This is a genomic window from Streptomyces lonarensis, assembly GCF_012033735.1.
Classification (GTDB): domain Bacteria; phylum Actinomycetota; class Actinomycetes; order Streptomycetales; family Streptomycetaceae; genus Streptomyces; species Streptomyces lonarensis.
Genome location: NZ_JAAVJD010000020.1, coordinates 1 through 26,059, shown reverse-complemented (window position 1 = coordinate 26,059; position 26,059 = coordinate 1). Strand labels below are relative to the sequence as shown.

General features: G+C 72.1%; 21 protein-coding genes. 11 read left to right on the top strand and 10 right to left on the bottom strand.

Features of this window, described 5'->3' with window-relative positions; genetic code table 11:
* Window positions 1-66: 66 nt before the first annotated feature.
* The 7 genes from HCN56_RS04970 to HCN56_RS04940 all read right to left on the bottom strand — a co-directional run bounded on the left by HCN56_RS04970 (window position 67) and on the right by HCN56_RS04940 (window position 6,502).
* Window positions 67-2,550 (bottom strand): ABC transporter ATP-binding protein, encoded by a 2,484-nt coding sequence (locus tag HCN56_RS04970; protein ID WP_312871056.1) that lies wholly within the window; start codon window positions 2,548-2,550, stop codon window positions 67-69.
* Window positions 2,547-2,963 carry a lasso peptide biosynthesis B2 protein gene (locus HCN56_RS04965; protein ID WP_167968246.1) on the bottom strand — a complete coding sequence of 139 codons (417 nt, stop codon included), beginning with the start codon at window positions 2,961-2,963 and terminating at the stop codon, window positions 2,547-2,549. Before HCN56_RS04965 ends, HCN56_RS04970 begins: the two co-directional genes overlap by 4 nt.
* A complete protein-coding gene (locus HCN56_RS04960; protein WP_167968245.1) occupies window positions 2,960-3,232 on the bottom strand; it encodes a PqqD family peptide modification chaperone in 273 nt (90 codons plus the stop codon). Before HCN56_RS04960 ends, HCN56_RS04965 begins: the two co-directional genes overlap by 4 nt.
* Window positions 3,229-5,055, bottom strand: coding sequence for an asparagine synthase-related protein (locus HCN56_RS04955; RefSeq protein ID WP_167968244.1), 1,827 nt, complete (start codon window positions 5,053-5,055; stop codon window positions 3,229-3,231). Before HCN56_RS04955 ends, HCN56_RS04960 begins: the two co-directional genes overlap by 4 nt.
* Before the next feature lie 81 nt (window positions 5,056-5,136).
* Complete coding sequence (locus HCN56_RS04950; protein ID WP_167968243.1) at window positions 5,137-5,274, bottom strand: keywimysin-related RiPP; 138 nt, start codon at window positions 5,272-5,274, stop codon at window positions 5,137-5,139.
* A gap of 208 nt (window positions 5,275-5,482) precedes the next feature.
* The gene (locus HCN56_RS04945; protein ID WP_167968242.1) at window positions 5,483-5,623 is read right to left on the bottom strand and encodes a keywimysin-related RiPP; all 141 of its coding nucleotides are present in this window, start codon (window positions 5,621-5,623) and stop codon (window positions 5,483-5,485) included.
* Between the two features lie 69 nt (window positions 5,624-5,692).
* A complete protein-coding gene (locus HCN56_RS04940) occupies window positions 5,693-6,502 on the bottom strand; it encodes an AfsR/SARP family transcriptional regulator (protein WP_167968241.1) in 810 nt (269 codons plus the stop codon).
* A 682-nt stretch (window positions 6,503-7,184) separates the two neighbouring features.
* On the opposite strand from HCN56_RS04940, the gene acnA reads away from it, so the two are divergent.
* From acnA to HCN56_RS04920, 4 genes are all read left to right on the top strand, one after another.
* A complete protein-coding gene (acnA, locus tag HCN56_RS04935; RefSeq protein ID WP_167968240.1) occupies window positions 7,185-9,899 on the top strand; it encodes an aconitate hydratase AcnA in 2,715 nt (904 codons plus the stop codon).
* 561 nt (window positions 9,900-10,460) lie between these two features.
* On the top strand, window positions 10,461-11,885 hold the full coding sequence (gene ngcE / locus HCN56_RS04930) for an N-acetylglucosamine/diacetylchitobiose ABC transporter substrate-binding protein (protein ID WP_167968239.1): 1,425 nt from the start codon (window positions 10,461-10,463) through the stop codon (window positions 11,883-11,885).
* A gap of 134 nt (window positions 11,886-12,019) precedes the next feature.
* The gene (locus tag HCN56_RS04925) at window positions 12,020-13,132 is read left to right on the top strand and encodes a carbohydrate ABC transporter permease (RefSeq protein WP_167968238.1); all 1,113 of its coding nucleotides are present in this window, start codon (window positions 12,020-12,022) and stop codon (window positions 13,130-13,132) included.
* Between the two features lie 18 nt (window positions 13,133-13,150).
* A complete protein-coding gene (locus HCN56_RS04920) occupies window positions 13,151-14,080 on the top strand; it encodes a carbohydrate ABC transporter permease (RefSeq protein ID WP_167968237.1) in 930 nt (309 codons plus the stop codon).
* A 200-nt stretch (window positions 14,081-14,280) separates the two neighbouring features.
* Here the strand turns inward: HCN56_RS04920 and HCN56_RS04915 are convergent, their stop codons facing one another.
* Complete coding sequence (locus tag HCN56_RS04915) at window positions 14,281-14,751, bottom strand: hypothetical protein (protein ID WP_167968236.1); 471 nt, start codon at window positions 14,749-14,751, stop codon at window positions 14,281-14,283.
* 153 nt (window positions 14,752-14,904) lie between these two features.
* Between HCN56_RS04915 and rok7B7 the strand changes: the two genes are divergently transcribed.
* The 6 genes from rok7B7 (at window position 14,905) to HCN56_RS04885 (ending at window position 22,716) form a co-directional block, all read left to right on the top strand.
* Complete coding sequence (gene rok7B7 / locus HCN56_RS04910; protein ID WP_167968235.1) at window positions 14,905-16,101, top strand: ROK family transcriptional regulator; 1,197 nt, start codon at window positions 14,905-14,907, stop codon at window positions 16,099-16,101.
* 408 nt (window positions 16,102-16,509) lie between these two features.
* Entirely contained in the window at window positions 16,510-17,613 is a 1,104-nt protein-coding gene (locus HCN56_RS04905; protein ID WP_167968234.1) for a substrate-binding domain-containing protein, read from the top strand.
* A gap of 133 nt (window positions 17,614-17,746) precedes the next feature.
* Window positions 17,747-18,598, top strand: coding sequence for an ATP-binding cassette domain-containing protein (locus HCN56_RS04900; protein ID WP_167968233.1), 852 nt, complete (start codon window positions 17,747-17,749; stop codon window positions 18,596-18,598).
* Window positions 18,595-19,863 (top strand): sugar ABC transporter permease, encoded by a 1,269-nt coding sequence (locus tag HCN56_RS04895; protein ID WP_167968232.1) that lies wholly within the window; start codon window positions 18,595-18,597, stop codon window positions 19,861-19,863. The genes HCN56_RS04900 and HCN56_RS04895 overlap by 4 nt, the downstream gene beginning before the upstream one ends.
* 308 nt (window positions 19,864-20,171) lie before the next feature.
* Entirely contained in the window at window positions 20,172-22,076 is a 1,905-nt protein-coding gene (gene dxs / locus HCN56_RS04890) for a 1-deoxy-D-xylulose-5-phosphate synthase (RefSeq protein ID WP_167968231.1), read from the top strand.
* Between the two features lie 118 nt (window positions 22,077-22,194).
* Entirely contained in the window at window positions 22,195-22,716 is a 522-nt protein-coding gene (locus tag HCN56_RS04885; RefSeq protein ID WP_167968230.1) for a GNAT family N-acetyltransferase, read from the top strand.
* Window positions 22,717-22,912: 196 nt separating this feature from the next.
* On the opposite strand, the gene HCN56_RS04880 is transcribed toward HCN56_RS04885, so the two are convergent.
* Window positions 22,913-23,749: a glutaminyl-peptide cyclotransferase gene (locus tag HCN56_RS04880; RefSeq protein ID WP_312871055.1), complete on the bottom strand. Its 837-nt coding sequence runs from the start codon at window positions 23,747-23,749 to the stop codon at window positions 22,913-22,915.
* A gap of 152 nt (window positions 23,750-23,901) precedes the next feature.
* Between HCN56_RS04880 and HCN56_RS04875 the strand changes: the two genes are divergently transcribed.
* Window positions 23,902-24,789, top strand: coding sequence for a hypothetical protein (locus HCN56_RS04875; RefSeq protein WP_167968228.1), 888 nt, complete (start codon window positions 23,902-23,904; stop codon window positions 24,787-24,789).
* Window positions 24,790-24,831: 42 nt separating this feature from the next.
* On the opposite strand, the gene HCN56_RS04870 is transcribed toward HCN56_RS04875, so the two are convergent.
* Window positions 24,832-25,875 (bottom strand): LCP family glycopolymer transferase, encoded by a 1,044-nt coding sequence (locus HCN56_RS04870; protein ID WP_167968227.1) that lies wholly within the window; start codon window positions 25,873-25,875, stop codon window positions 24,832-24,834.
* Window positions 25,876-26,059 lie beyond the last annotated feature (184 nt).

The window sequence follows — 26,059 nt, the reverse complement described above, 5'->3', positions numbered from 1 at the left end:
TCCCGCGACCACCCCGGTGTCCGGCGTTCGACGCGCGGCCCCGGGGTGGTCGGGTGGGCGGCAGCTCTACCGGACGAGCAGCTGATGCGCGGCCAGCTCGTGGTACAGGGAGCTGCTCCGCGTCAGTTCGTCGTGTCCGCCCGCTGCCACGACCTTGCCGTTGTCGAACACGACGATCTGATCGGCATCGACGACGGTCGCCAACCGGTGCGCCACGATCAGGAGCGTGCGGTGCTCGGCGACGGCGTCGAGCGCTCGGCGCAGCGCGTGCTCGCTGCGGGCGTCCAGATTGCTCGTCGGCTCGTCCAACAGCAGGATCGGGGCGCCGGTCAGCAGCGTGCGGGCCAGGGCGAGGCGCTGGCGCTGCCCCCCGGACAGGAGCACCCCGGATTCGCCCACGGGGGCGTCCAGACCGGCCGGTGAGCGTTCGACCAGCTCCGTCAGTTGAGCCGCGCGCAGCGCGGCCATGAGGTCTGCGTCATCAGCCTCCGGGGTCGCGATCAGCAGGTTCTCGCGTATGCTCCCGGCCAGCACGGGAGCGTCCTGTTCGACGTAGCCGATCCGGCCCCGAAGATCCGCCCGGGAGAGGTCGCGCACATCCACCCCGTCCACCCGCACAGCACCCCGGTCGACGTCGTAGAACCGTTCGATCAGCGCCAGCGTCGTGGACTTACCGCCGCCCGACGGCCCCACCAGGGCGCAGCGCGACCCCGGGGGCACCCGGAAGGCCACCTCGCGCAGCACCGGATCGGCTGCGTCATATCCGAAGGTCACCCCGTCGAACTCGACAGCGGCCGGCTGTCCGACCGGCTGTCCGGCCGGCGCAGCTCGCGCGGCGGCGACGGGCACCGGCCCGCTCCGGCGGTCGCCGGCCGTCTCCTCCGCCAACGAGAGCACCTCCTCGATGCGCCGCAGCGCTCCGAGCCCGGTCTGCAGATCCGCGTAGGCGCCGACGGCCTGCAGGATCGGCATCATCATCATGAACAGCAGCGCCACGAACGCGACCAGGTCCCCGACGCTCATGGCGCCTGCGGCGACGCGGCTGCCGCCGACGCCGAGCACGACGAGTGAGGCGACCTGGACGGCAGAGGTCATCAGCGGCCCGACCAACGCCCGCAGCCGAGCGATCCGCAAGCCCGCGCGGTAGGCGCCGTGCGCACAGCGGTTGATCTCCCGTGTCTCCCGCTCCTCGGCCCTGGCCGCCCGCACCGTCCGGATGCCGGAGATGGCACGCTCGGTGGCGGAGGTCATCTCGCCCAGCTTTTCCTGGGCTGCGGTGGAGGCGCCCTGGATGCGCTGCGCGACTGCCACCGCGCCGACCGCGCCCGCCAGGCCCAGTACGGTGACCGCGAAGAGCAGCGGGTCCAGCAGCAGCATCAGGGCGACGGCGCCCACCAGGACGACGACCCCGCTCAGCAGTTCCATGAGGCCGCCGGTCACCACCGAACGAAGCAGAGTCGAGTCGCTGCTCAACCGGGCCAGCAGATCCCCGGTGCGTCGGCGGTCGTACTCGGGCATCGGCAGCCGCAGCATCCGTGCGGCCAACTGCTTCCGTACGGACAGCACCACGCCCTCGCCGGTCCGGTGCAGGAGGTAGTCCCGCACCGCGGAGGCGGCTCCCGACATCAGCAGCAGGAGCACCAGGGCGAGCAGCAGCCCGCCGACCGCAGCCCCGGCGTGCAGGCCGTCCAGGACCGACCGGATCAGCATCGGCTGGGCGAGCAGGCCCGCCGCGGTCGCCACCGAGAGCGCCGAGACCGCGCCGAGCACCTTCAGGTGGGGACGCAGATAGGGAAAGAGAGCACCGATGCCCACGTGGCCGGCGCCGGGCGAGACGCGCTCCCCGCCGCGGCTGTCATGCTCGTCGGCCGTCAGCTTCCCGGCCTCGGCGCCGGCCCCGGCCTCGGCTGCGGGGCCTCCTGCCGGGCCCGGCTGCTCCGCCGCCGCGGCGCCTTCGACCGCGTGCGCGGCGCTCCTCGGTTCCGCCCGTTGGGCGCGCAGCAGCGAGCGCTGCACGTGGCCGCCCACCACCACGTCCCAGAGCTGGGTGAGTACCAGTGCGAGCGCCACTCCCGTGGCGGCCGCGGTTGCCGTCCACGCCGGACGGTCCGCCCAGCCGGTCACGTCCGTGAGCGTTCCTCCGGCTCCGAGGGCACCCACCGCGGCCATGCCGGCCATGAGGAGGTTCCGGACCACGGTCGCTCCTCCCATCACCGCGCGCCGGCCGAAGCACCGGCAGTCCACCAGAAGCCCCGAACGCATGACGCTCAGCGAGACGGCGCAGAACAACAGCAGCAGGCCGACGGCCAGTGCCAGCCCGAAGCGGGTCGTCCCCGGGATCAGCACGGCGGCGACAACCGCGACCTCGGACGGGAGAACCAGGGCTGCGAGAGTCGTGGCGACCCGTCGGCTTCGCACGAACGGCAGCTGCTCCACCGAGGTGGTGAAGGAGCGGAACCGAGCCCTGCTCCGGAACTTGCCGAGCGCGGACATGACGAAGACGACCACGACCAGCGTCTGTCCGGCGGCCGACCACCAGGCGCCGCTCACCGGACCCCCATCGTCACTGCGTAGGTGGCGACTTCCTCGTGCTCTCCGACGGGGACACCACCGACCGCCACCCACGCGTGGGCACGGAACGGCTCCAGCCGCACACCGGTGCGCCACTCCGGCACGCGACCGGAGAGCCGGCACAGCAGGAACGTGGCGATCGACCTCTCCAGGCACCCCTGCCCGGCGCAGTGGACGCTGACCGCGACCACCGCTTCGCGAGCTTCCATGGCCTCGGCCGAGGTGGCCGGCCGTGCGCCCCGGCTCACCAGCTCCAAGAGCCCACGCAGGCGCTGCGGCCGACAGCGGCGCAGCTGGAAGGCGGCTGCGACCGCAGCACGGGCGGCGAACCTGCGGGTCCGCGGGACGGCGTCTCGCGCGGCTCGGGGCTCCAACGTCACGGGAAGGCTCATGACCGCTCCACGACCTTCGCCTCCAGCAGCGCCCGCACCACGAGGTGGACATCGCCGGGTATGGCGTCGGCCGCCTCCGGGTGGCGTGCGCTGAGCTCGGCTATCGCACGGGCCGGCGCGTCGCCCTGTGCACCGTGCTCGGTGAGGTGCCGCAGGACGGCGGCACCGCTCTCGTTGAGCAGCCGGTACGCGCCGGTCCTGAGGTCGAGGATGACGGTGCCCCCGTCCGTCTCGGCCACGGTCACTCCGTCGGCAAGTCTGTAGGTCATCGCTGTCCTCCGTCGGGCAGGGACCGAAGCCAGTTCTCGCAGGCCAGGGTCGGAATCAGCGGGATGATGCTGAAAGCGTTGAGGTGGGGGGCGGTGAGGGCTGCGCGGAAAGCCGCGGCGTCCACGAGGCCGAGCTTCTCCAGCCGCATGTCCTCGCACAGACCGAGGAGCGTTCCCCGGTTCTGGCGCAGCCCCGCGTAGGCGTCGGCGCTGAACTCGTGCTTGGTCCGGCGTTCGAGCAGCCGCGCCGGCACGATGCCGCGCATCGCCTCGGTGAGCCCGGGCTTGTACCGGTCGACGGGCACCGCGTCGGCCAGACGGACGGCGAGGGCGGCCTCGATGACGTGGTCGTCGAGGAAGGGGGCGTGCAAGGAAAGCCCCATCTGCTCCGACAGCCGTGACCGTTGCCGTGTCACCTCGCCTGCTGTCCGGGCGTCCGCCAGCAGCAGGTGTTGCGGCGCCGATCCCGAGAGCGGAGTCGTGTCGGCCAGGTCGTGCACGGCATCCCCGACGGCGGCGGCCGCGTCGTCGCTCGCCCATCCCGGTAGTCGGGTCTCGGCGCCCCAGCCGAAGTCCGGTCTGCCGCCCGCGACCCCGATCGGGGCGTGCAGGGTGTCCGCGGTCGAGAGGAGGGCGTCCCGGAAACTGCGGGAGCGGACCAGACCGGCCAACGTGGCGCGACGCCCCCACCGGTACAGCGCGCGGTAGCGGCGTGCGTGCGAGAGCGCGAGCAGCGGGTTCGTGCGCATCAGCGCGTGCAGATGCGTGGGAGTCGCGTGGAACAGCTCGTCCCCACCGTCGCCCGACAGGTGCGCGGTCACGCCGCGTCCCGCCAGCAGCCGCGCCTTGTGCTCGTCCTGGGCGCGGGTGCGTATCCAGGCCTGCGGTGCTTCCAGGTCGTCGTAGGGCTCGGCCATCCGGCCGAACCACGCCGGTGCGGAGCTGCCGCCTTCCACGATGTGCGTTGCGTCCGGCAGGCGGGTGGTCGCGAACTCCGCCCACTGCCGGTCGTCGTTGTTCGGGTCCGCCACCTCCCAGCGGAACGTCAGCATGCTGCGGGCGCTGCCCCTGTGGGTGGGGAGGCTGTCCGGCTCCTCGGCCGCCATGAGGAAGCACAGACTCGTCGAGTCGAGCCCCCCGGACAGGTCGGCGCCGATGGTGGGGTGGGCGCGCAGGCGGGCCCGCACCGCGGCGCGCAGGGCACGCGCGATCTCCGGGGCCGCCTCGGCCATGGGTGCGGCGGCGTCCGGCGCGTTCCAGTGGCGCCTCGTGCGGGCCTGGCCGTCGCGGTCGAGTTCCAGGTGGTGGCCGGCGGGCAGGGCGTTCACGTCGTCCCACACCGGTTTCTCACCGAGGGGCCACGGCGGCAGCGGAGCCACGAGCCGTACCGCCAGCCTCTCCGGTGAGACCTGTGACAGGGAGTTCCCCGTGGCGAGAGCCGCCGGATTGTCCGCGGCCACGGTGACGCGGTCCAGACTCCGGTGAACCGGCTGGTAGCGAGACGACAGCGTCCCCTGGAGGCGGACGCGTCCGCCGGCGGAGATCAGCAGGTGGTAAGCGCCCGGCACGGCCGAGGCCAGTGCCTCGACGCCACCGCCACGACTCAGCCGCACGCAGTGCTCGGCGAGCGCGTCGCCGTCCGTGTCGAACGCGCCGAGAAGGACGACCCGGACGCCGCGGGCGGTTGCGGTGGCGACTTCGTGGTCCTCCCACTCCCCGTCGACGAAGGGGCGTCCGGAAGGGTGGTCAATGGTCCGGGGGCCACGCGGCAACGCGGCCCATGCGCTGGGCAGCATGCAGTCGGGCCGTACGACGAATCGCATCGCTCATCTTCTCCTCGGGGCGGCTGCGGCGCCGGGGCGCGCCGGCGGCGGGAGCCGGTCCGACGCGCCCCGTAGCCCGGATCAGACCTGGCAGTTGAGCCAGCGGCAGAGCATGGAGCTGTCGAAGCCCCAGCTGACCCGGCCGAGGGTGACCTTGGTGAAGTCCCCGGCGTCGAGCAGCGCCGGCGCCTCGTAGAGCGAGGTGGTGGTGTTCTTCATGTTTCCTCCGGTCGTGGGTTCTGGTGGTTCACCGCGGTGTCGGATGCGACCCGGGGGATGCGCCCTGCCGGAAGCAGGTGCGCCGGGGCGCCCTCAGGAATGACGTTCGGCACCGGACGAAAGGATGGCCGGTCGACGAGCTCTTCCCGCCGGAATTCTCCGGTGGCTCGCTCGTGCTCTTTCGCCGCATGTCATCCCGCGGTCGAGATCAAGCGGGCTGGCAGTTGATCCAGCGGCAGAGCATGGAGCTGTCGAAGCCCCAGCTGTTGCGGCCGAGGGTGACCTCGGTGAAGTCCCCGGCGTCGAGCAGCGCCGGCGCCTCGTACGGCGTGACGGTGGTGTCCTTCATTTCTCCTCCTCGGAAGACCGTGGTGTGCGTTCTCGAGCAACGCTAGTAGGAGCTCATTTCACCGGTCTTTCACTGCGCTTTCGTCGTCCCGGGGCGGCCGGTACCGCCGCGGAGAACGGCGAGGTGCGCGGCTTTCAGGAGGCAGCCGGGCTCGGCGCCGAGTTCGGCGCGTGCACGGTCGCGGAACTCCGAGAAGACGCGGAGTGCCTCGGCGTCCCGTCCGGAGTGGTGCAGGGCGAGTATGCGCGCCCGCCAGAGCCCTTCGTGGTAGGGAAAGGCCGTCGCCAGAGTGGTGAGCTCCGGTATCAGTCTCTGCGGACGTCCGAGCGCGAGGTCGACCTCGGCCCGCCGCTCGGCGGACGCCAACCATTCCTCGGTGAGCCCCGGCAGGACGGCGCGGCGCAGGGTCCGGGACCCGACGTCCGGAAGGGCGGGCCATGACCACAGGGCGAGGGCGGCACCGAGCAGTTGTGACTCCTTGCCGTGGTTTCCCTCGCGCCGGGCGGTGTCGGCACGGCGGACCAGCGAGCGGAACTCGACCAGGTCCACATAGCAGTCCGAGGACGCCAGCCCGTATCCGCTCCCGCGGCGGCGGATGACGTCGCGGGAGCGTGCTTCGCCGCACAGCGCTCGTCGTACTCGGGTCACGACGGTATGGAGGGCGGCAGCGGGGTGTTGCGGGAGGGAGTCCTCCCAGAGGTAGTCGATGAGCTCGTCCGTCGACAGCACGCGGTCGGGGTGCAGCAGAAGCGAGGCCAGGAGCGTGTGCTGTTTCCCCGTCGGTGTTTCCGGGCGTGCGCCGTCAATGCGTAGATCCAGGCCTCCGATGATCGAGAAGCGGAAACTGGCTTCCTGTGCAGCTGTGTGCTCCCGATTCACTGCCGATCCTCCGTAGTCCGTCGCCGCGTGGGCGGTGGTCCGGCGCCATTGGTGACGGCGTCATGGCCGTCGCGCGGTGGTCGGCCGCGCCCGCTCCGCGTCGGTTCCGCCGGTCGCGGGAGCTTTGCAGCGCGCGCGCTTTTCCGTCAAGGAAGCGAGACGGCCGATCGTCGCCGATCCGCAATGCCGGGAACGGGTTGCGAACCGGTGGTTCGACTTCTACCGGCTCGCCGGCAGTGTGATCTGGAGCTGTATCAATCGCGTATCGCCACAGTAGGGTCCCGGTCATCACGGGCTGTTTTTCTCGCGACTGCAATCTGCAGTGCTTTCGGCGTGAGAATTTCCGTTGGCGAGGCGCGCGGGGGCGGATCGTGGCGACCCGGTCGGCGTCTTGCGGTGCTCTCGGGTGGCGCGGCTCGACTGAAGCGCGCGGTTCCGGGTAACCGGCGGGTGCGGTCCCGCTTCCCAACGGCACCCCGGGGCCGGACGGCACGACGGTCGGCCGACGGCGGGGTCGCCGGGCTCGGGCCGCCGCGATGCACTAGAGTTATCTCGACATCGAGATATCTTGAGAGGCCCCGTCCGTCGGGGAGAACTGAGGGTGACCTCAGTGGGCCGGCCCGCAGTCGGGCGGCTTGAATGGCGGGCGGACGCGCCACATCATGCACCGAAGGAGACTGTCGTGTCGGCGAACAGCTTCGACGCCCGCTCCACGCTCAGCGTGGGGGACGAGTCATACGAGATCTTCCGGCTGGACAAGGTCGAGGGCTCCGCCCGCCTGCCCTACAGCCTCAAGGTCCTGCTGGAGAACCTGCTGCGGACCGAGGACGGCGCGAACATCACCGCCGACCACATCCGTGCGATCGGCGGCTGGGACTCGCAGGCCAAGCCCAGCCAGGAGATCCAGTTCACGCCCGCGCGCGTGATCATGCAGGACTTCACCGGCGTCCCCTGCGTGGTCGACCTCGCCACCATGCGTGAGGCCGTCAAGGAGCTGGGCGGCGACCCGGCCCGCATCAACCCGCTGGCCCCGGCCGAGCTGGTCATCGACCACTCCGTCATCGCCGACAAGTTCGGCACGCCGGACTCGTTCCAGCAGAACGTCGAGCTGGAGTACGGCCGCAACCGCGAGCGCTACCAGTTCCTGCGCTGGGGCCAGACCGCCTTCGACGAGTTCAAGGTCGTCCCCCCGGGCACCGGCATCGTCCACCAGGTCAACATCGAGCACCTGGCCCGCACTGTCATGGTCCGCAACGGCCAGGCGTACCCCGACACCCTGGTCGGCACCGACTCGCACACCACCATGGTCAACGGCCTCGGCGTGCTGGGCTGGGGCGTCGGCGGCATCGAGGCCGAGGCCGCGATGCTCGGCCAGCCGGTCTCCATGCTGATCCCGCGCGTCGTGGGCTTCAAGCTGACGGGCTCGCTCAACCCCGGCACCACCGCCACCGACCTGGTGCTCACCATCACCGAGATGCTGCGCGAGCACGGTGTCGTCGGCAAGTTCGTGGAGTTCTACGGCGAGGGTGTCGCCGAGACCACGCTGGCCAACCGCGCCACCATCGGCAACATGTCGCCGGAGTTCGGCTCCACCGCCGCGATGTTCCCGATCGACGGCGAGACCCTCCGCTACCTCAAGCTCACCGGCCGCAGCGAGCAGCAGCTCGCCCTGGTCGAGGCGTACGCCAAGGAGCAGGGGCTGTGGCTGGACCCGGCCGCCGAGCCGGACTTCTCCGAGAAGCTGGAGCTCGACCTCTCCACCGTCGTCCCCTCCATCGCCGGCCCGAAGCGCCCCCAGGACCGCATCGTCCTCGCCGACGCCGCGCAGCAGTTCGCGCAGGACGTCCGCAACTACGTCACCGACGACGAGGAGGCGGGCAAGGAGTCCTTCCCGGCCTCCGACGCCCCGGCCGTCTCCACCGGCGTGCCGACCCGCCCCACCCAGGTGACCGCCCCCGACGGCAGCACCTACGAGATCGACCACGGCGCCGTCACCGTCGCCGCCATCACCTCCTGCACCAACACCTCCAACCCGACCGTCATGGTCGGCGCGGCGCTGGTGGCGAAGAAGGCGGTCGAGCGCGGCCTGACCCGCAAGCCGTGGGTGAAGACCACCCTGGCGCCCGGTTCCAAGGTCGTCATGGACTACTACGACCGCGCCGGTCTGACCCCCTACCTGGACAAGCTGGGCTTCAACCTGGTCGGCTACGGCTGCACCACCTGCATCGGGAACTCGGGCCCGCTGCCCGACGAGGTCTCGGCCGCCGTCAACGAGGCCGACCTCGCGGTGACCTCGGTGCTCTCCGGCAACCGGAACTTCGAGGGCCGGATCAACCCCGACGTCAAGATGAACTACCTGGCGTCGCCCCCGCTGGTGGTCGCCTACGCGCTGGCCGGCTCCATGACGGTGGACATCACCCGTGACCCGCTGGGCAACGACTCCGACGGCAACCCCGTCTTCCTCAAGGACATCTGGCCCTCGGAGGCCGAGGTCGAGGAGGTCGTCGCCTCCGCGATCGGCGAGGAGATGTTCGGCGAGTCCTACGCGGACGTCTTCGCCGGCGATGCCCAGTGGCAGGCGCTGCCGATCCCCACCGGCAACACCTTCGAGTGGGACCCGGAGTCGACCTACGTCCGCAAGCCCCCGTACTTCGAGGGCATGACCGCCGAGCCGTCGCCGGTGCAGGACATCACCGGCGCCCGCGTGCTGGCCAAGCTCGGCGACTCGGTCACCACCGACCACATCTCGCCCGCCGGCGCCATCAAGGCGGACACCCCGGCCGGCAAGTACCTCACCGAGCACGGCGTCGCCCGGCGTGACTTCAACAGCTACGGCTCGCGCCGCGGCAACCACGAGGTCATGATCCGCGGCACCTTCGCCAACATCCGGCTGCGCAACCAGATCGCGCCCGGCACCGAGGGCGGCTACACCCGGGACTTCACCCAGCCCGACGGTCCGGTCTCCTTCATCTACGACGCCTCGCGCAACTACATCGAGCAGGGCACCCCGCTGGTGATCCTCGCGGGCAAGGAGTACGGCTCCGGTTCGTCCCGCGACTGGGCCGCCAAGGGCACCGCGCTGCTCGGCGTGAAGGCCGTCGTCGCCGAGTCCTACGAGCGGATCCACCGCTCGAACCTCATCGGCATGGGCGTGCTGCCGCTGCAGTTCCCCGAGGGCCAGTCCGCCGCCTCGCTCGGACTGACCGGCGAGGAGACCTTCGCCGTCAGCGGTGTCACCGGCCTCAACGACGGCGGCATCCCCGCCACGATGAAGGTCACCACCGACACCGGCGTGGAGATCGACGCGGTCGTCCGCATCGACACCCCCGGTGAGGCGGACTACTACCGCAACGGCGGCATCATGCAGTACGTGCTGCGGTCGCTGCTCCGGAAGTAACTTTCCGAAGGGCCCGTCAGGTCGCCCGTTCGGCGGCGGCACCGCGCCGCCGAACGGTTGATCCGTGAACGACGGGCGACGGGGTGGGGAGCGGCGCTCCCCACCCCGTCGCCACCCCGGGTGTCCGTTGCGTCACCTGGGGGAGCGCCGGGTGGGTGACCACTCGAACGGGCGTCGTGACGTCCGGTGAACGGTGCACGTGAAGGCGCCGTCGGGAGCACTCCCGGCGGCGCCTTCACGATGTGGTGGACCAATGGCCGTATCTTCTCGCTGAAAGCTCCGGCCCGTGCCGTGTGTCGGGGAGGTATCGACTCGGAAAAGCCCACCGGTGAAAGTTGTCTTCGATCTTGCCGCCTCCGGGAGACCGGACTATACCTGTCGGCACCCGGGCGGCCCCGGCGCCGACGGGCGCGGGCCCGCCCGGTCGGTACGGCGCCAAAAGAGCCTGCGTGGCATGGCTGAGCAGCTGAGTAGACCTGCGGTGGCGGGGCCCACGCGTCGAGACGACGGGCGGGGGGCCGCGACTGCCGCAGCGTCCTGTAGGAAGGCGAGGACCCGCGCATGACCTCCAGTTCCCACCTGAACCGGCGAACGCTGCTGAAGCGCTCCGCCCTGGCCGGAGCCCTCACCCTTCCCGGCGTGGCGGCGCTGACCTCGTGCGCCAGCGGTGGCGGCGGCAACGGCGGCGACAGCACCGGATCGGGCGAGGTGAGCGACCGCAACCCCTTCGGTGTCGCCGAGGACGGCGGCGTCGAAGTGGTGATCTTCGACGGCGGGTTCGGCGACGAGTACGCCCGCGACACCGCGAAGCTGTACGAGGAGAACTACGGCTCCGTCACGCTGGACTCCACCCAGGAGATCAGCCAGCTGATGCAGCCGAGGCTGGTCGGCGGCAACCCGCCCGACATGATCAACAACTCGGGTGCCAACCAGATGCCGCACCCGGCGCTGATCCGCGACAACCAGATCGCCGACCTCACCGAACTCTTCGACGCGCCGTCCTGGGACGACCCGGACGTCCCCGTCCGCGACACGTTGCTCCCGGGCACCATCGAGGTGGGCCAGTACGGCGGCGACGCCTCCTACCACCTGAACTACGTCTACACCGTCCACGGCACCTGGTACTCCAAGCGCTTCCTCAACGACACGTTGGAGGAAGAGTTCCCGGAGACCTGGGACGAGATGATCCGCGTCTGCGAGAAGGCCCGGCGCGACCACGACGTCTACGGCTGGACCTACGCCGGGCAGCACGCCCGCTACCTCGCCTTCTCCATGCTGCCGATGGCCGTCAAGGTCGGCGGCAAGGAGGTCATGGAGGCCATCGACCGGCTGGAGCCGGACGCCTGGAAGGCCGACGCGGTGGTGGCCACCTTCGAGGCGTTCGAGGAGCTGGCCGCGCGCGGCCTGGTGCTCCCCGGCACCCCCGGCATCGACCACATCGACTCCCAGACCGAGTGGGCCCAGGGGCGGGCGCTGTTCATCCCCAACGGCTCCTGGGTGGAGAACGAGTCCAAGGAGGTCATCCCCGACGACTTCGACCTCGCCGTCGGTGCGCCGACCGGCCTGGACTCCTCCGACGCGCTGCCCTACGGCGTCATCTACGCCGCGGCCGGTGAACCCTTCCTCGTGCCGCAGAACGCGAAGAACCGCGCCGCCGGTATGGAGTACCTGCGGATGATGCTCAGCAACGACATGGCCCGCAACTTCACCGACAAGGTCGCCTCGCTCACCTGCGTCGCCGGCTCCGCCGACGACCTGGACCTCCCCCCGGGGCTGGCCAGCGCACAGCAGGCCATCCAGGGGGCGGGCGACAACATCATCGTGCCGCGGTTCCGCGACTGGTACGCGGAGCTGTTCATCGACCACATGGGTGTGGCCATGGGCCAGATGATGGCCGGCGAGCTGACCGCGGCGCAGGCGACCGACCGCATCCAGCAGGCCGCGGACCGCATCGCCCAGGACGACACCGTGGAGAAGTACCTCTGACCGTCCGCCGGTGGCCGCTCCGGCGGTCACCGGCAGACGTGGCGCGGGCCAGCCCGCCCCGCCGCCGACCCGTGCCCAGCCGCGGCCGCCGAGGCGGCCCCCCACAGCGGACCGACGACGAAAGACGGGGCGCAATGCACAGTGAGGTCCCACCCGACAGCTCGCGGGAGGCAGCCGGCGACCCCGCCGACGGCCGACCCGCCGCCCGCGGCGGAGTCGCCGTCGCGCCGCCGCCGGAGCGACCGCGGCCGGAGGTCCGGCCGGGCGTGCCCACCCGCCGACTGGTCCTGGCGTTCTTCCTGCCGCCCTCCCTGACTCCGGAGGCGGTCAAGTACGACCGGCGCTACCGGGCGCTGGACAAGTACCGGTTCGTGGCGTGGTTCACGCTGCTGCCGCTCGCCTTCTACCTCCTGCTCGTCGCCTGGCCGTTCGTTCAGGCGTTCTACTACTCGATGACGGACTGGTCCGGCTACGGCACCGAGTTCACCTTCATCGGCTTCGACAACTACGTACGCCTCTGGAGCGACTCCCAGTTCTGGGACGCGACCCGCAACAGCCTCGTCCTGCTGGTGTTCGCCCCGGTGATCACACTGGCGCTCGGGCTGTTTTTCGCCTACATGCTCAACGCCGGCGGGCGGCACCGCCGCAACGAGACGGTCTCCGGGGTCTTCGGCTCGAAGTTCTACAAGATCGTCTACTTCTTCCCGCAGGTCCTCTCCGTCGCCATCATCGCCGTGATCTGGGCGCGCGCGTTCAGCCCCCGCTCGGGCGTGGTCAACCCGCTGCTGGAGAACGTCGGGCTCGGCGCCCTGACGCAGAACGACTGGCTCGGCAAGTACGGGCTCTGGGTGACGCTGCTGGTGCTGTGCTGGTCCTTCGTCGGCTTCTACGTGGTGCTCTTCTCCGCGTCGATGGGGTCGATCCCCAAGGAGATCTACGAGGCGTCACTGCTCGACGGGGCCAACCGCTCCACGACGTTCTTCCGGATCACCTTCCCGCTGACCTGGGACGCCATCAGGACCGGCTGGATCTACATGGGCATCCAGGCGCTCGACGCCTTCGCCATCGTCTCCATCATGATCCCGCGCCAGGGCATCGACGTGCTGCCCACCTTCCTCTACCTCAAGGCGTTCCGCGACGGCCAGGCGGCCTACGCGACCGCCGTGGGGGTCGTCCTGTTCCTCATCACCCTGACCTTCGCGCTGCTCATGATGCGCGTCGGCCGGCGTGACCGGATCGAGTTCTGAGCGGGGAGAGCGAACACCATGAGCACCACCGACACCGCCGACCGCGCCGAGGACGGCGAACTCCGCCCAGAACGACCCGCACCCGCCGAACCGGCCCCGTCCGGCGGGCACGTGAAGGAGGAGGGCGGCGTTCTCAACGTCTTCGCCCACTCCTTCCTCGTGCTGTGGACCGTCATGGCCGCCGCCCCGCTGCTGTGGATCGTCGTCTCCGCCTTCAAGACCTCCGCCGAGGTGCTCAGCGACCCGTTCGGGCTGCCCAGCGGCCTCCACTGGGCCAACTTCGCCAACGCCTGGGCCGAGGCGAACATCGGGCGCTACGCCCTCAACTCGCTGATCATCCTGTCGGGTTCCCTGACCGGGACAATGTTGCTGGGCTCGATGGCCGCCTACGTGATCGCCCGCTACACCTTCCGCGGCAACCGCGCGCTCCACCTGCTGTTCATCGGCGGGCTGATGTTCCCGATCTTCCTGGCGCTGGTGCCGCTGTTCTTCATGCTGCAGAACCTGGGCCTGCTGAACACCCGGCCCGGCCTGATCCTGGTCTACATCGCGTACTCGCTGCCGTTCACGATCTTCTTCCTGACGGCGTTCTTCCGCACGCTGCCCAGCGGCGTCCACGAGGCCGCCATCGTCGACGGCGCCTCCCACACCCGCACGTTCTGGCAGATCATGATGCCGATGGCCAAGCCCGGCCTCATCTCCATCGGCATCTTCAACTTCCTGGGCCAGTGGAACCAGTTCGTGCTGCCACGGGTCCTGAACGTCGGAAGTCGCGACGACTACGTGCTGCCGCAGGGGCTCGCCGCGCTGATGGTGCAGATGGGCTACGAGGGGGACTGGGGTGCGCTGTACGCGGGTCTGACGGTCGCCATGCTGCCCGTGCTCGTCGTCTACGTGACCTTCCAGCGGCAGGTCCAGGCCGGACTGACGGCGGGCGCGCTGAAGTGACTCAGGGGCGCGCACCGCGCGACGGTGCGCGCCCCACCTGCGGCTGCTTCACGCTGTCGGACGGCCGATTCCCGGGCAGGGTCCCAGGTCGCGGCCGTCGACCGGCTGATGATGGGGGACGGGTTCGCCGGCGGATGTGCCGACGTACCCACCGCACTCCGGGCAGTTTCCGTGGCAGAGTCCGGGATCGAATCGTGGCATCAGACCTCCGTGGGGATGTCGTAGGCGTTGCCGGGACGGCCCTGACCCGGGCCGGCCACATGGACGAAGACGCAGAACGCCTTCGCACCGCTGTGGAACGTGACCCCGAAGCCGGGGTGTACGGAGGGAGTTTCCCGTCCGGAGTAGCTGTACACCCCGGACACCTCGGTGCTGCCCGCGTTGCGGATCGTCCCCGCGAGAAACGCCTCGACCGTGGGGACCGGCACCCTCGACGTCAGGTCGGGAAGCGGCTCGGACGCCGGGGCGTCGCCCTCGACGATCTTCTCGGGCTCCGAGGACTTCTCACCCTCCGGGCTCTGCACGGTCACGGCGTGCCACACCTGCGCCCCGGAGGGGAGGGTCACTTTGACGCCGAGCGGGCGTTTGTTCCCGTCGTCCCACGGCTCGGCTGCGAGGCCGGCCGTGGTGTAGCTCTGCACTGCGAAGTCGCGGAACCGCTCGGGGCGCATGCTGGGACGTCCTCTCTGTCGAACTGTGTCGCAGTCTAGGACCCGTCACGGACGGTCCCCGTCGTGTGCCTGGGGGCACTGGGGCGTTTCTATAGTGGTGCGACCGGCGGGTCCGCGCGGGCGCGCCGAGTCGAGCTGAAGGGGGAGCCGGCCGTGGCGCAGACTCCTGGGTCGCAGTCCTCACTGCACCGGGCCAACCTGGAACGCGTGGTGCGCGCGGTGCGTGGAGCCGGCGCGTTGACGCAGGCGGAGATCGCCCGCGCGACGGGGCTGTCCGCCGCCACGGTCTCCAACATCGTGAGGGAGTTGCGAGAACTCGGCACGATCGACGTGCGCGACACCTCCGCCGGTGGCCGTCGTGCCCGCAGCGTCTCGCTGTCCAGCGACGCCGGTGTCGTCGTCGGGGTGGATTTCGGCCACTCGCACCTCCGCGTGGCGGTCGGCAACCTGGCGCACCAGGTGCTGGCGGAGGAGTCGGAGCCGTTCGACGTGGACTCCGCGGCGGACGCCGGTTTCGAGCTGGCCGAGCGCATGGTGGACGGGCTGCTCACCACCGCGGGCAGCTCCCGGACGAAGATCATCGGCGTGGGTCTCGGCGTGCCGGGGCCCATCGACGCCGAGCGCTCGGTCATCGACGCGACGGCGCTGCTCCCCGGCTGGCACGGCACCAACCCGAGCGAGGAGCTGAGTCGACGGCTCGGCGCGCCGGTCTACGTCGACAACGACGCCAACCTCGGCGCCCTGGGCGAGCTGGTCTGGGGGAGCGGCCGGGGCTGCGCGGACCTCGCCTACGTCAAGGTCGCCAGCGGCGTCGGGGCCGGCCTGGTGATCAACGGGCAGATCTACCGGGGCCCGGGCGGGAGCGCCGGGGAGATCGGGCACATCACGCTCGACGAGTCGGGGCCGGTGTGCCGTTGCGGCAACCGCGGCTGCCTGGAGACCTTCGCTGCCTCCCGCTATGTCCTGCCGCTGCTGGCGGCCACCCACGGACCCGGACTCACGATGGCGGGCATGGTGCGGGCGGCGCGGGACGGGGACGCCGGCTGCCGGCGGGTGCTCGCCGACATCGCGCACCACGTGGGGAGCGGCGTGGCGCAGCTGTGCAACGTCCTCGGCCCCAGCCGCGTCGTGATCGGCGACGAACTGGCCGACGCGGGCGAGTTGGTGCTGGAGCCGATGCGGACGGCGGTGCGCCGCTACACCATCCCGAGCGCGGCGCGGCAGCTGTCGCTGGTGGCAGGCGCGCTCGGCGGTCGCGCCGAGGTCCTGGGGGCGCTGGCGCTCGCGCTGCGCGAGATGGGCGACGGGGTGCTCATCGGTTCCGCCGCTCCCCGGGACGATCAGGGCTGAGGGGGCGTCGGCCCGCCTGGGCCCCGTGCCCGGTCCTGCGCCGGGGCGGCGGGGGCCGTCGGCCCGACGGGCGCAGAACGGGCAGGAGGGGACGTCATGCGGGCGCCGGGTGTCGCGGTGCCGCCGCGAGACCGCGCCTGTCGGTGGCGGGGCCCGGGCGTGGCGAACGCATCCGCGCCCGGCCGTGCGCGTGGCGGGATGTGGTCACCTCCGGGCACCCAGCCCTGCTCGAACGGGCATCCGGAACGCCCCGGCGAACAGGCGCGTCGCGGTCCGCGCGAACCGCCGGATCATGGCCTGTACCGGACCATGGGGAATCCCGTTCCGACCTGTTGACTGTCCCGGGCAGTGGGCGGTTAGCTCACCCCACTCGGGCCGCGTGGGTGCGGCCCCGACAGGAGGCGAACGATGGGCGTGCGACTTCGCGCAGTGCTGGCGGGCATAGCCGCGACCGGTCTGGCGGTCACCCTGGCCGGATGCGGCGAAGCAGGTGGCGGGAGTGACGACGGCGGTGACGGCGGCGGGGGCAGTGAGAGCCGCAGCATCGGGCTCCTGCTCCCGGAGAACTCCACCACCCGGTACGAGGCGTTCGACCGCCCGGGCATCGAGGGCAAGATCAAGGAGCTGTGCGAGGACTGCACGATCTCCTACAGCAACGCCACCGAGGACACCGCCCTCCAGAAGCAGCAGTTCGACGCGCTGCTCACCCAGGGCGTGGACGTGATCATCCTCGACGCCGTGGATGCCGGCGTGACCGAGTCCTGGGTCGCGGAGGCCGCCGACCAGGGCGTGCCGGTCGTCGCGTACGACCGCCTCGCCGAGGGCGAGATCGACGCCTACATCTCCTACGACAACTTCCGCGTCGGCCAGCTCCAGGGCGAGGCCATGCTGGAGGCGCTCGGCGACGACGCCGAGGGCGCCCGCGTCATCATGATCAACGGGTCTCCCACCGACCCCAACGCGGCGATGTTCAAGGCGGGCGCCCACGACGTGCTGGACGACGTCGTGGAGATCGTCTACGAGCAGGACATCGACGGGTGGGACCCCGCCGAGGCCAACTCCACCGTGAGCACCGCCATCCAGGCGCTCGGCACCGACGGCTTCGACGCCGTCTACTCCGCCAACGACGGCATGGCGGCCGGCATCATCACCGCCCTCGGCAACGCGGGCGTGAGCGATGTCCCGGTCGGCGGGCAGGACGCCGAACTGGCCGGTCTGCAGCGGATCATCGCCGGTGAGCAGGCCTTCACCGTCTACAAGGCCCTCATCCCGCAGGCCGAGACGACCGGCGAGGTCGCCGTCCGGCTGCTGGAGGGCGAGGACTTCGACGACCTCACCCCGGACAGCGTCGACAGCCCCACCCAGGACGGCGTGCCCAGCGCCCTGCTGACGCCCGTCGCGGTCACGGCGGAGAACATCGCCGACACCGTCATCGCCGACGGCTTCTACGAGATCTCCGACATCTGCACGCCGGAGTACGCCGAGGCCTGCGCCGAGCTCGGCCTCGACTGAGTCACCCCACGTGCGGGGCCGGGGGCGTGCCCCTCGGCCCCGCCCCGCCCGGAGCGGCCGACCGCCCCGGGCGGACGCGCCCGCCGGGCCGCCCTCCCGGCGGGTTCCAGCCCGCGAAGGAGCACACCGCACCATGACCACCGCACCGCTGCTGGCGCTGCGTGGCGTCTCCAAACGCTTCGGCGCCGTCCAGGCCCTCAGCGACATCGACCTGGAGATCCACGCCGGCCGTGTCACCGCCCTCGTCGGCGACAACGGCGCCGGCAAGTCCACCCTGGTGAAGACGATCGCCGGGGTATACACCGCCGACGCCGGGACGATCGAGTGGAAGGGCCGGGCGCACCGCATCGCGCGCCCCCAGGACTCCCAGGACCTCGGCATCGCCACCGTCTACCAGGACCTCGCGCTCTGCGACAACCTCGACGTCGTCGCCAACCTCTACCTCGGCCGGGAGACCCGCTCCCTGGGGGTCCTCGACGAGGTCGCCATGGAGGCCCGCTGCCGGGAGCTCCTGGACAGCCTGTCGATCCGCATCCCCAGCGTGCGCATCCCCGTCGCCTCGCTCTCCGGCGGGCAGCGGCAGGTCGTCGCCATCGCGCGCGCCCTGATCGGCGAGCCCGAGGTGGTGGTGCTCGACGAGCCGACCGCCGCGCTCGGCGTCGAGCAGACGGCCCAGGTGCTCGACCTGGTGGAGCTGCTGCGCCGCCGGGGGCTCGCCGTCGTCCTCATCAGCCACAACATGGCGGACGTCCGCGCGGTCGCCGACGAGGTCGCCGTGCTGCGGCTGGGACGCAACAACGGCATCTTCCCGGTCGCGGAGACCAGCCACGAGGAGATCGTCGCCGCCATCACCGGTGCCGCCGACAACGCGGTCACGCGTCGCAGCGCGCGCACCCTCACCAAGGACGGTGCCGCGCCGTCGACGGACGCCGCGGCCGACGACGACCGCAACCGCACCACCGAAGCCGGCGAGGAGACAGCATGAGCGGCACCACCCCGACCGGCGAGCAGGAGCCGGCAGGCGCGGCCGCACCCGTGGTCGACCCCCGGCTCCTGGTCCGCGAACGCGGCATGGCCGGGTACGTAGAGGAGTTCCGCCGCAAGATACGCGGCGGTGAGCTCGGCGCCATACCCGTCGTCGTCGGCCTGATCATCATCGCCGTCGTCTTCCAGTCGCTGACCGGCACCTTCCTCACCCCGGGCAACCTCAGCAACATCACCGTCTACATCGCCGGCCCCGGTCTCATGGCGGTCGGGATCGTGCTGGTGCTGCTGCTGGGCGAGATCGACCTCTCCGTCGGCTCCATGGCGGGGCTCAGCGCCGCGATCTGGGCCGTCCTGAGCGTCGGTCAGGGCGTCAACGACCTGCTCGCCATCGTGCTGGCCATCGCCGCGGGCGCGGTCGTCGGCACCATCCACGGGTTCTTCTTCGCGAAGATCGGCGTCCCCGCGTTCGTCGTCACCCTCGCCGGCTTCCTCGGGTGGAGCGGCCTGCAGATCTGGATCATGGGCAGCGAGGGGACCATCAACATCCCCCGCGACAGCCTCGTCCGGGATTTCAACAACTTCTACTTCAGTGACATCGCGGCCGCCTACGGCCTTGCCCTGGTGATCACGCTCGGTTACGCCGCCGCCCTCTGGACGGGCGAGCGACGGCGCGCGGCGGCCAAGCTGCCCAACCGCCAGATGGTCGACCTCGCGGTGCGGATCGGTCTGGTCGCGGTGGCCGCCTTCACCGTCGCCTACGTGCTCAACCAGCACCGCGGGCTGCCGCTGGCCCTCGTCATCTTCCTCGCGGTGCTGATCGCCGCCGACTTCATGGTGCGCCGCACCTCCTACGGGCGGCAGATCTTCGCGGTCGGCGGCAACGCCGAGGCCGCGCGGCGCGCCGGCATCAACGTGGTCCGCGTGCGGCTGACGGTCTTCACCATCGCCAGCTCGCTCGCCGCGCTCGGCGGCCTGTTCTGGGCGGCGCAGGCCGGCGGCGCCTCCAAGAGCCTTGGCTCCGGAAACCTGCTGATGAACGTCATCGCCGCGGCCGTTATCGGCGGTACCAGCCTCTTCGGCGGACGCGGCTGGATCTGGTCGGCGCTGCTGGGGACCCTGGTCATCCAGTCCATCACCACCGGCCTGAACCTCCTCGGCATGGCCAGCGAGATCCAGTACATGATCACCGGTGCGGTGCTGCTGATCGCGGTCGTCGTCGACTCCGTCTCGCGCCGGACGCAACGCACCGCCGGCCGAACCTAGGGGGTGTGTCGTTCGGATCGGTCGGGGGACCGCGGCCCGGTGTCCGACGATCCGAACGACACGCCCCGGCGTCCGCACCCGTTCGCCCCACGCCCCGCGCACCACCGGCGTCCCGTCACCGACCGTGGCCGGCCCCCGGTGCGCGGGGCGTCGGTGCGGGGCGGCCCACCCGGCTTCCTGAGCCCTCCGGGTGACCTATCTCGCACAGCTCCGCGACGGGCCGCCCGGACGGAACATTAGACTCGACGGATCGGCAACGGAGCCGTCCGCCGTGTGACGGCACGCAGATCGACAGCTAGGAGGCACGGGTGGCGCTGCTGACCCGCATCACGGGACCGCGCGATCTTGACCAGCTCAGCCAGGAGGAGCTGGTGACCCTGGCCGAGGAGATCCGGACCTTCCTGATCGACTCGATCTCCAAGACCGGCGGACATCTGGGCCCCAACCTCGGTGTCGTCGAACTGACGATCGCGCTGCACCGTGTCTTCGACTCCCCGGCCGACCGCATCCTGTGGGACACCGGCCACCAGAGCTACGTCCACAAACTCCTCACCGGACGCCAGGACTTCAGCCGGCTGCGTTCCGCGGGCGGCCTCTCCGGCTACCCCTCGCAGGCCGAGTCCGAGCACGACGTCATCGAGAACAGCCACGCCTCCACCGTGCTGGGCTGGGCCGACGGCCTCTCCAAGGCCAACCAGCTGCACGGCCGCGACGACCACGTCGTCGCCGTCACAGGCGACGGCGCGCTGACGGGCGGCATGGCCTGGGAGGCGATGAACAACATCGCCGGCGCCAAGGACCGGCCGCTGGTCATCGTCGTCAACGACAACGAGCGCTCCTACTCGCCCACGATCGGCGGTCTCGCCAACCACCTGGCGACGCTGCGCACCACCGACGGCTACGAGAAGTTCCTCGCCCTCGGCAAGGAGGTCCTCAACCGGACCCCGGTCGTCGGCAAGCCGCTGCACGACGCGCTGCACGGGGCGAAGAAGGGGCTGAAGGACTTCATCGCCCCGCAGGGCATGTTCGAGGACCTCGGCCTCAAGTACGTCGGCCCGATCGACGGCCACGACATCGAGGCGCTGGAGTCCGCCCTCCAGCGTGCCCGCCGGTTCGGCGGCCCGGTCATCGTCCACTGCCTCACCGAGAAGGGCCGCGGCTACCGCCCCGCCCGCGAGGACGAGGCCGACCAGTTCCACGCGGTCGGCGTGATCCACCCCGACACCGGCCTCCCGGTCGCCGCGGCCGGCGCCGACTGGACCTCCGTCTTCGGCGACGAGATCGTCCGCATCGGCCGCGAGCGCCGCGACGTCGTCGCCATCACCGCCGCCATGCTCCGCCCGGTGGGGCTCAAGGAGTTCGCGGACGAGTTCCCCGAGCGGGTCTTCGACGTGGGCATCGCCGAGCAGCACGGCGCGGTCTCCGCGGCCGGTCTCGCCGCCGGCGGGCTGCATCCGGTCTTCGCGGTGTACGCGACGTTCCTCAACCGCGCGTTCGACCAGCTGCTGATGGACGTGGCCCTGCACAAGCTCGGTGTGACCTTCGTGCTGGACCGCGCCGGGGTCACCGGCCCGGACGGCGCTTCCCATCACGGCATGTGGGACATGTCGATCCTGCAGTGCGTCCCCGGCCTCCGCCTCGCCGCTCCCCGCGACGCCGAGCAGCTGCGGCTGCAGCTCCGCGAGGCCGTCGATGTCAAGGACGCTCCCACCGTGGTGCGTTACTCCAAGGGCGCGGTCGGCCCGTCGGTGCCGTCCGTGGGCACCGTCGGCGGTATGGACGTGCTCCGGGCGCCGCAGGAGGGCACCGACCGTCCCGACGTGCTGCTGCTGTCCGTGGGCGCCCTCGCGCCGATGTGCCTGGAGACCGCGGAGCTCCTCGGCCGGCAGGGTCTCTCCTGCACGGTGGTGGACCCGCGTTGGGTCAAGCCCGTCGACCCGGAGCTGCCCGGCCTCGCCGCGCGCCACCGCCTCGTGGTCACCGTGGAGGACAACAGCCGGGTCGGCGGCGTCGGCTCGACCGTGGCGCAGGCGCTGCGCGACGCCGAGGTCGACGTCCCGGTGCGGGACTTCGGCATCCCGCCGCAGTTCCTCGACCACGGCTCCCGCAAGGACGTCATGGCCGCCATCGGGCTGACCGCGCCCGACATCGCCCGCGAGGTCACCGGTCACGTCGCCCGACTCGACGGCAGCCTCGACACCGCCCGGGCCTGATCCCGGTGGTGCGCCGCCCGCACTGCGCGGGCGGCGGACCGGCTCCGTCCCCGTTGTCGTCCCCGACCCCCGTCCGACCGGACCGCCGTGCCCGGCCGCCACCGCGAGGAGCATTACCGTGGCCCGCGTCCTCGGCCCGCTGACCCCGCAGCAGTTCCGCGCGCGGCTGCCCGGGCTGGCACCGCTGCTCGCCGACTCCGTGGACGGCGGGGCCTCCGTGGGGTTCCTCGCCCCCTTCGACACCGAGGCCGCGGAGCGGTGGTGGCGGCAGCAGGGAGCGGAGATCGACTCCGGCACCCAGCAGGTGTGGGTGGCCGAGGACGAGCGCGGGGTCGTCGGCACCGTCGTCCTGCACCGGGCGCCGAAGGCCAACGCCGTCCACCGCGGCGAGATCAGGAAGCTGCTGGTGCACCGGGACGCCCGGGGCGCCGGCCTGGGCAGGGAGCTGCTGGCGGCGGCCCGGAACCACGCGGCGGCCACCGGACTGACGCTGCTGCTGCTCGACACGGCGACCGGAAGCCCCGCGGAGGAGCTGTACCGCCGGGACGGCTGGACCCCCTACGGGGTCGTCCCCGACTTCGCCCGCGACCCCGCAGGAACGCTGGAGGACTGCACCTTCTTCTACCGCCGGCTGCCCTGAGGGCGGGCGCGGGACCCTGCGTCGGCCGGCTCGCGGCGCCGGATGCGGTCAGCTGCACGGCGGAGGGGCGCCCGCGTACCGGGTGGTGTCCGGGCGTCTTTCGTCAACGCGGCAGATGGCCGTGAAGGGCGTCGCGGGCCCGGCCCGGGGCTCAGCCACGCGCTGAGGGCCGGGGTCCCGCGGTGGACGGGCGAGGTCAGACCGGGACGAACTCGACCACGAACAGGTGCGGCCAGAGCTTGCCGGTGACCAGGAAGGCATCGTGGTCCGGCGAGAAGGCGATGCCGTTGAGGACGTCGGCCGCGCGGCGCTCGTCGGCCGTGAGCAGTCCGGAGGCGTCGATCTCGGCGGTGACCCGGCCCGCCTCGGGGTCGATCCGCAGGATGGTGTCGGAGTGCCACACGTTGGCGTACACCGCGTTGCCCACGCACTCCAACTCGTTGAGGTCGTCGACCTCTCCGGAGCCCGAGGCGACCCGCACCTCGCCGGTCCGCTCGAAGGTGACGGGGTCGCGGAACTGCAACGTGTCCGAACCGTCGCTCATCACCAGCCGGTCCGCTTCCGGCTGGTGGCACAGCCCCCAGCCCTCGCCCTCGTACCGCACGGTCCGCCGCTCGGCGAGGGTCTCCGGGTCGCGCTCGAAGGCGACGCCGTCCCGCCAGGTCAGCTGCCACAGCGCGTCACCCGTGAGGGTCACCCCCTCGCCGAAGAGCGGCTCGGGCAGGTCGACCCGCGCGCGTTCAACGCCGTCCGCCAGGCTCGTCGCCGACACCCAGGAACGGCCCGACCGGCCGGTGCCCTCGTAGAGCACCCCGTCGTGCACCTCCAGCCCCTGCGTGAAGGCGTCGGTGTCGTGCGGCAGCGTCGCCAGCACCCGGACGCGCAGCTCCTCGGGCGTCTCCCCGGCGTCCGGTTCGGCCCCGTCGTCGGCAGAGCGGGCGCCGACGGCGAGCAGCGCGACCGCGGTGGCGGCGGCCACCGCCGCAGCGCCCGCGGCCAGGGCGCGGCCGGAGGCCGGGCGGGGTCCGGACACGACTCCTCCAGGGCCGGGGGACACGAACATACCGACGTTCCCCCGGGCTCTGGGCACGGCCGGTCCGTCGCCGGTAGCGTCGCACACACGGGCGCGGTGGTTGACCCCGGACGTCACCGGACGCGGGACCACCGGCGGATTGGGCGGGGAACGTGAGCGACGGCCGATACCGACGACGGACCTACCAGGGCCCCGCCGACCTGCGGGCCATGCAGGCGCTCGCACAGCGGCTCTGGCCCGGCGCGCCGGGCCGCTGGCACATAGGGGAACTGGCGGAACGCACGATCGTCCCCGGCGCGGCGTCCCCGGCGCCGCTCGCGCTGTGGGAGGACGACGGCCGGGTGGTGGCCTGGGCGCGCCACGGCGACGGCGCCGCCGCGGGGGAGCCGCTGCGGCTCCAGATCGACCCCGAGCACGTGGAGTTGACGGCGGAGCTGCTCGACTGGGCGGCCGCCCCCGATGGCCGACAGCCCGCCCTGGCGGTCGCCGACGGCGAGGAGGCGCTCCTCGCGCGGCTCCGCGCCGCCGGCTACCACGAGACCGCCGCGCCCCGCCCCGTCCTGCACCTGCGGCGGGCCCTCACCGACCTGCCCACCCCGCAGACCCCGGAGGGCCACTGGCTCCGGCACGTCCGCGGCGACGCGGACGCCGGGGTGCGCGCCACGGTCGGTGCCTGGGCCGGGGACGATCCCGCGGTGGCGAGGGAGGAGTGGCTGCGCTGCACGCGGCGCTGGCCCTACCGCCCCGAACTGGACTGGCTGGCCGGGCTGACCAGCTGTGGTGCGGGGGCGGCGGCCCGCCTGGCGTGGCTCGACGACGCCAACCGCTCGGCGGCGCTGGAGCCGGTGGAGGTCACCGGCGTCGCCGGCCAGGCCGAGCTGCTGCGGGCCACCACGCTGGCGGCGCTCCACGCCGCCCGACGCCACGGGGCCGTCACGGCGACGACCCGCGTGACCGAGGGCGGTGAGGCGCACGCGCTGCACCGCTCCCTCGGCTTCACCGCCGGGGCGCGCGAGCTGCACCTGGTCCGGCAGGGCTGAGCACCGGCACGCGGGGGCGGCAGCCCGCCCCCGCCGCCCGCCTCACTCCTCGCCGCGGAGCGACGCCCAGACCGGCTCGGCGCCCGGTGCGTCGGCGGGCAGCGCCAGCATCTCCACACCGTCGGTGCCCGAACTGCTGAGGTCCCGCGCGAAGGCCACCAGGTCGGGGACGGAGCCCAGCCCGGCGTCGGTGGTCAGCGTCGCGGCGGCGGCCTCCGCCACCCGGTAGAGGGTGGTGGGGCTCCCCAGCACGTCCTGGTCCCGGAGCTCGGCCAACAGCGCGACCAGCAGCCGCTGCTGCTCCTCCGGGCCCGCCGCGCGGGCGGCCGCCATCGCAGTGGAGCCGTCGAGCCGCTGCGGGCCGGCGGCCAGGGTGACGCCGCTGAGGTCGTCCCGGACCGGTTCCGTCAGCTCGACGCTGATGCCGCCCAGCGCGTCCACCAGCTCCCCGAGGCCGGCGACGTCCACCTCGATGTAGTGGTCCATACGGATGCCGGAGAGGCCCTCCACGACTCGTACGACGCAGCCGGGGCCGCCGACGGCGCGGACGGTGTGGAAGGCGACCTCCCGGGCCTCCTCGGGCTCCTCGGCCCCGCCCGTCCCCTCGGCCTCCGTCCCTTCGGTCTCTGTCCCTTCGGCCTCCGCCTGGCCGGTGGCGCAGTCGGGGGCCGGGACCGGGTGGGTGGCGGGGATGCCGACCGCGGTCGGGGCGCCGCCGCTGTCGGGCAGCCGCACCACCACCGCCGCCCCGGAGGTCGGGAGCTCCGCGCCGGGGGCGGCGGGCGTGCCGGCCCCGGCAGCCCCGGCCGGCAGCCCGGCGGCGCCCGGGTCGGTGGCCGAGTCCGTGCCGAGGACCAGGATCGACCGGCCGCCCTCCGGGCCGGTCTCCGGCCGTTCGGCGCCCTGGTCGGCGAGCTGCGCGTCGATGTCGACGCTGCTGAGCTTGCCGTTGAGCTGGTGGTACAGCCAGCCGCCCGTGGCGAGCACGGCCACCGCGAGTCCGAGGAGCCCCCACAGCAGCGTGCGGCGGGTGCGGCGCCTGCGACCGGTGCCGGAGGAGCCGGCGGAGAGGGAACGAACGGGCATCCGCGGACTCCTCGGGCTCATCCACCGAAAATCATCTGATGCCGGATGATAAGACCCACCGATCCCCGCGCGGACCCGCCGTGCGCGTGACGCCCGCCACAGCGGATGCGAGCCGCCCGCTCGGCGGACAATCGCGCCCCGGCACACACGACGGCGCCCGCCCGCCCCGGGGTCGGGGCGGGCG

Coding starts and splice junctions, on each gene's coding strand:
- HCN56_RS04965 (WP_167968246.1), bottom strand. CDS start 2,963: ATGAGCCTTCCCGTGACGTTGGAGCCCCGAGCCGCGCGAGACGCCGTC.
- HCN56_RS04960 (WP_167968245.1), bottom strand. CDS start 3,232: ATGACCTACAGACTTGCCGACGGAGTGACCGTGGCCGAGACGGACGGG.
- HCN56_RS04955 (WP_167968244.1), bottom strand. CDS start 5,055: ATGCGATTCGTCGTACGGCCCGACTGCATGCTGCCCAGCGCATGGGCC.
- HCN56_RS04950 (WP_167968243.1), bottom strand. CDS start 5,274: ATGAAGAACACCACCACCTCGCTCTACGAGGCGCCGGCGCTGCTCGAC.
- HCN56_RS04945 (WP_167968242.1), bottom strand. CDS start 5,623: ATGAAGGACACCACCGTCACGCCGTACGAGGCGCCGGCGCTGCTCGAC.
- ngcE (WP_167968239.1), top strand. CDS start 10,461: ATGACCTCCAGTTCCCACCTGAACCGGCGAACGCTGCTGAAGCGCTCC.
- HCN56_RS04925 (WP_167968238.1), top strand. CDS start 12,020: ATGCACAGTGAGGTCCCACCCGACAGCTCGCGGGAGGCAGCCGGCGAC.
- HCN56_RS04920 (WP_167968237.1), top strand. CDS start 13,151: ATGAGCACCACCGACACCGCCGACCGCGCCGAGGACGGCGAACTCCGC.
- HCN56_RS04915 (WP_167968236.1), bottom strand. CDS start 14,751: ATGCGCCCCGAGCGGTTCCGCGACTTCGCAGTGCAGAGCTACACCACG.
- HCN56_RS04905 (WP_167968234.1), top strand. CDS start 16,510: ATGGGCGTGCGACTTCGCGCAGTGCTGGCGGGCATAGCCGCGACCGGT.
- HCN56_RS04900 (WP_167968233.1), top strand. CDS start 17,747: ATGACCACCGCACCGCTGCTGGCGCTGCGTGGCGTCTCCAAACGCTTC.
- HCN56_RS04895 (WP_167968232.1), top strand. CDS start 18,595: ATGAGCGGCACCACCCCGACCGGCGAGCAGGAGCCGGCAGGCGCGGCC.
- HCN56_RS04870 (WP_167968227.1), bottom strand. CDS start 25,875: ATGCCCGTTCGTTCCCTCTCCGCCGGCTCCTCCGGCACCGGTCGCAGG.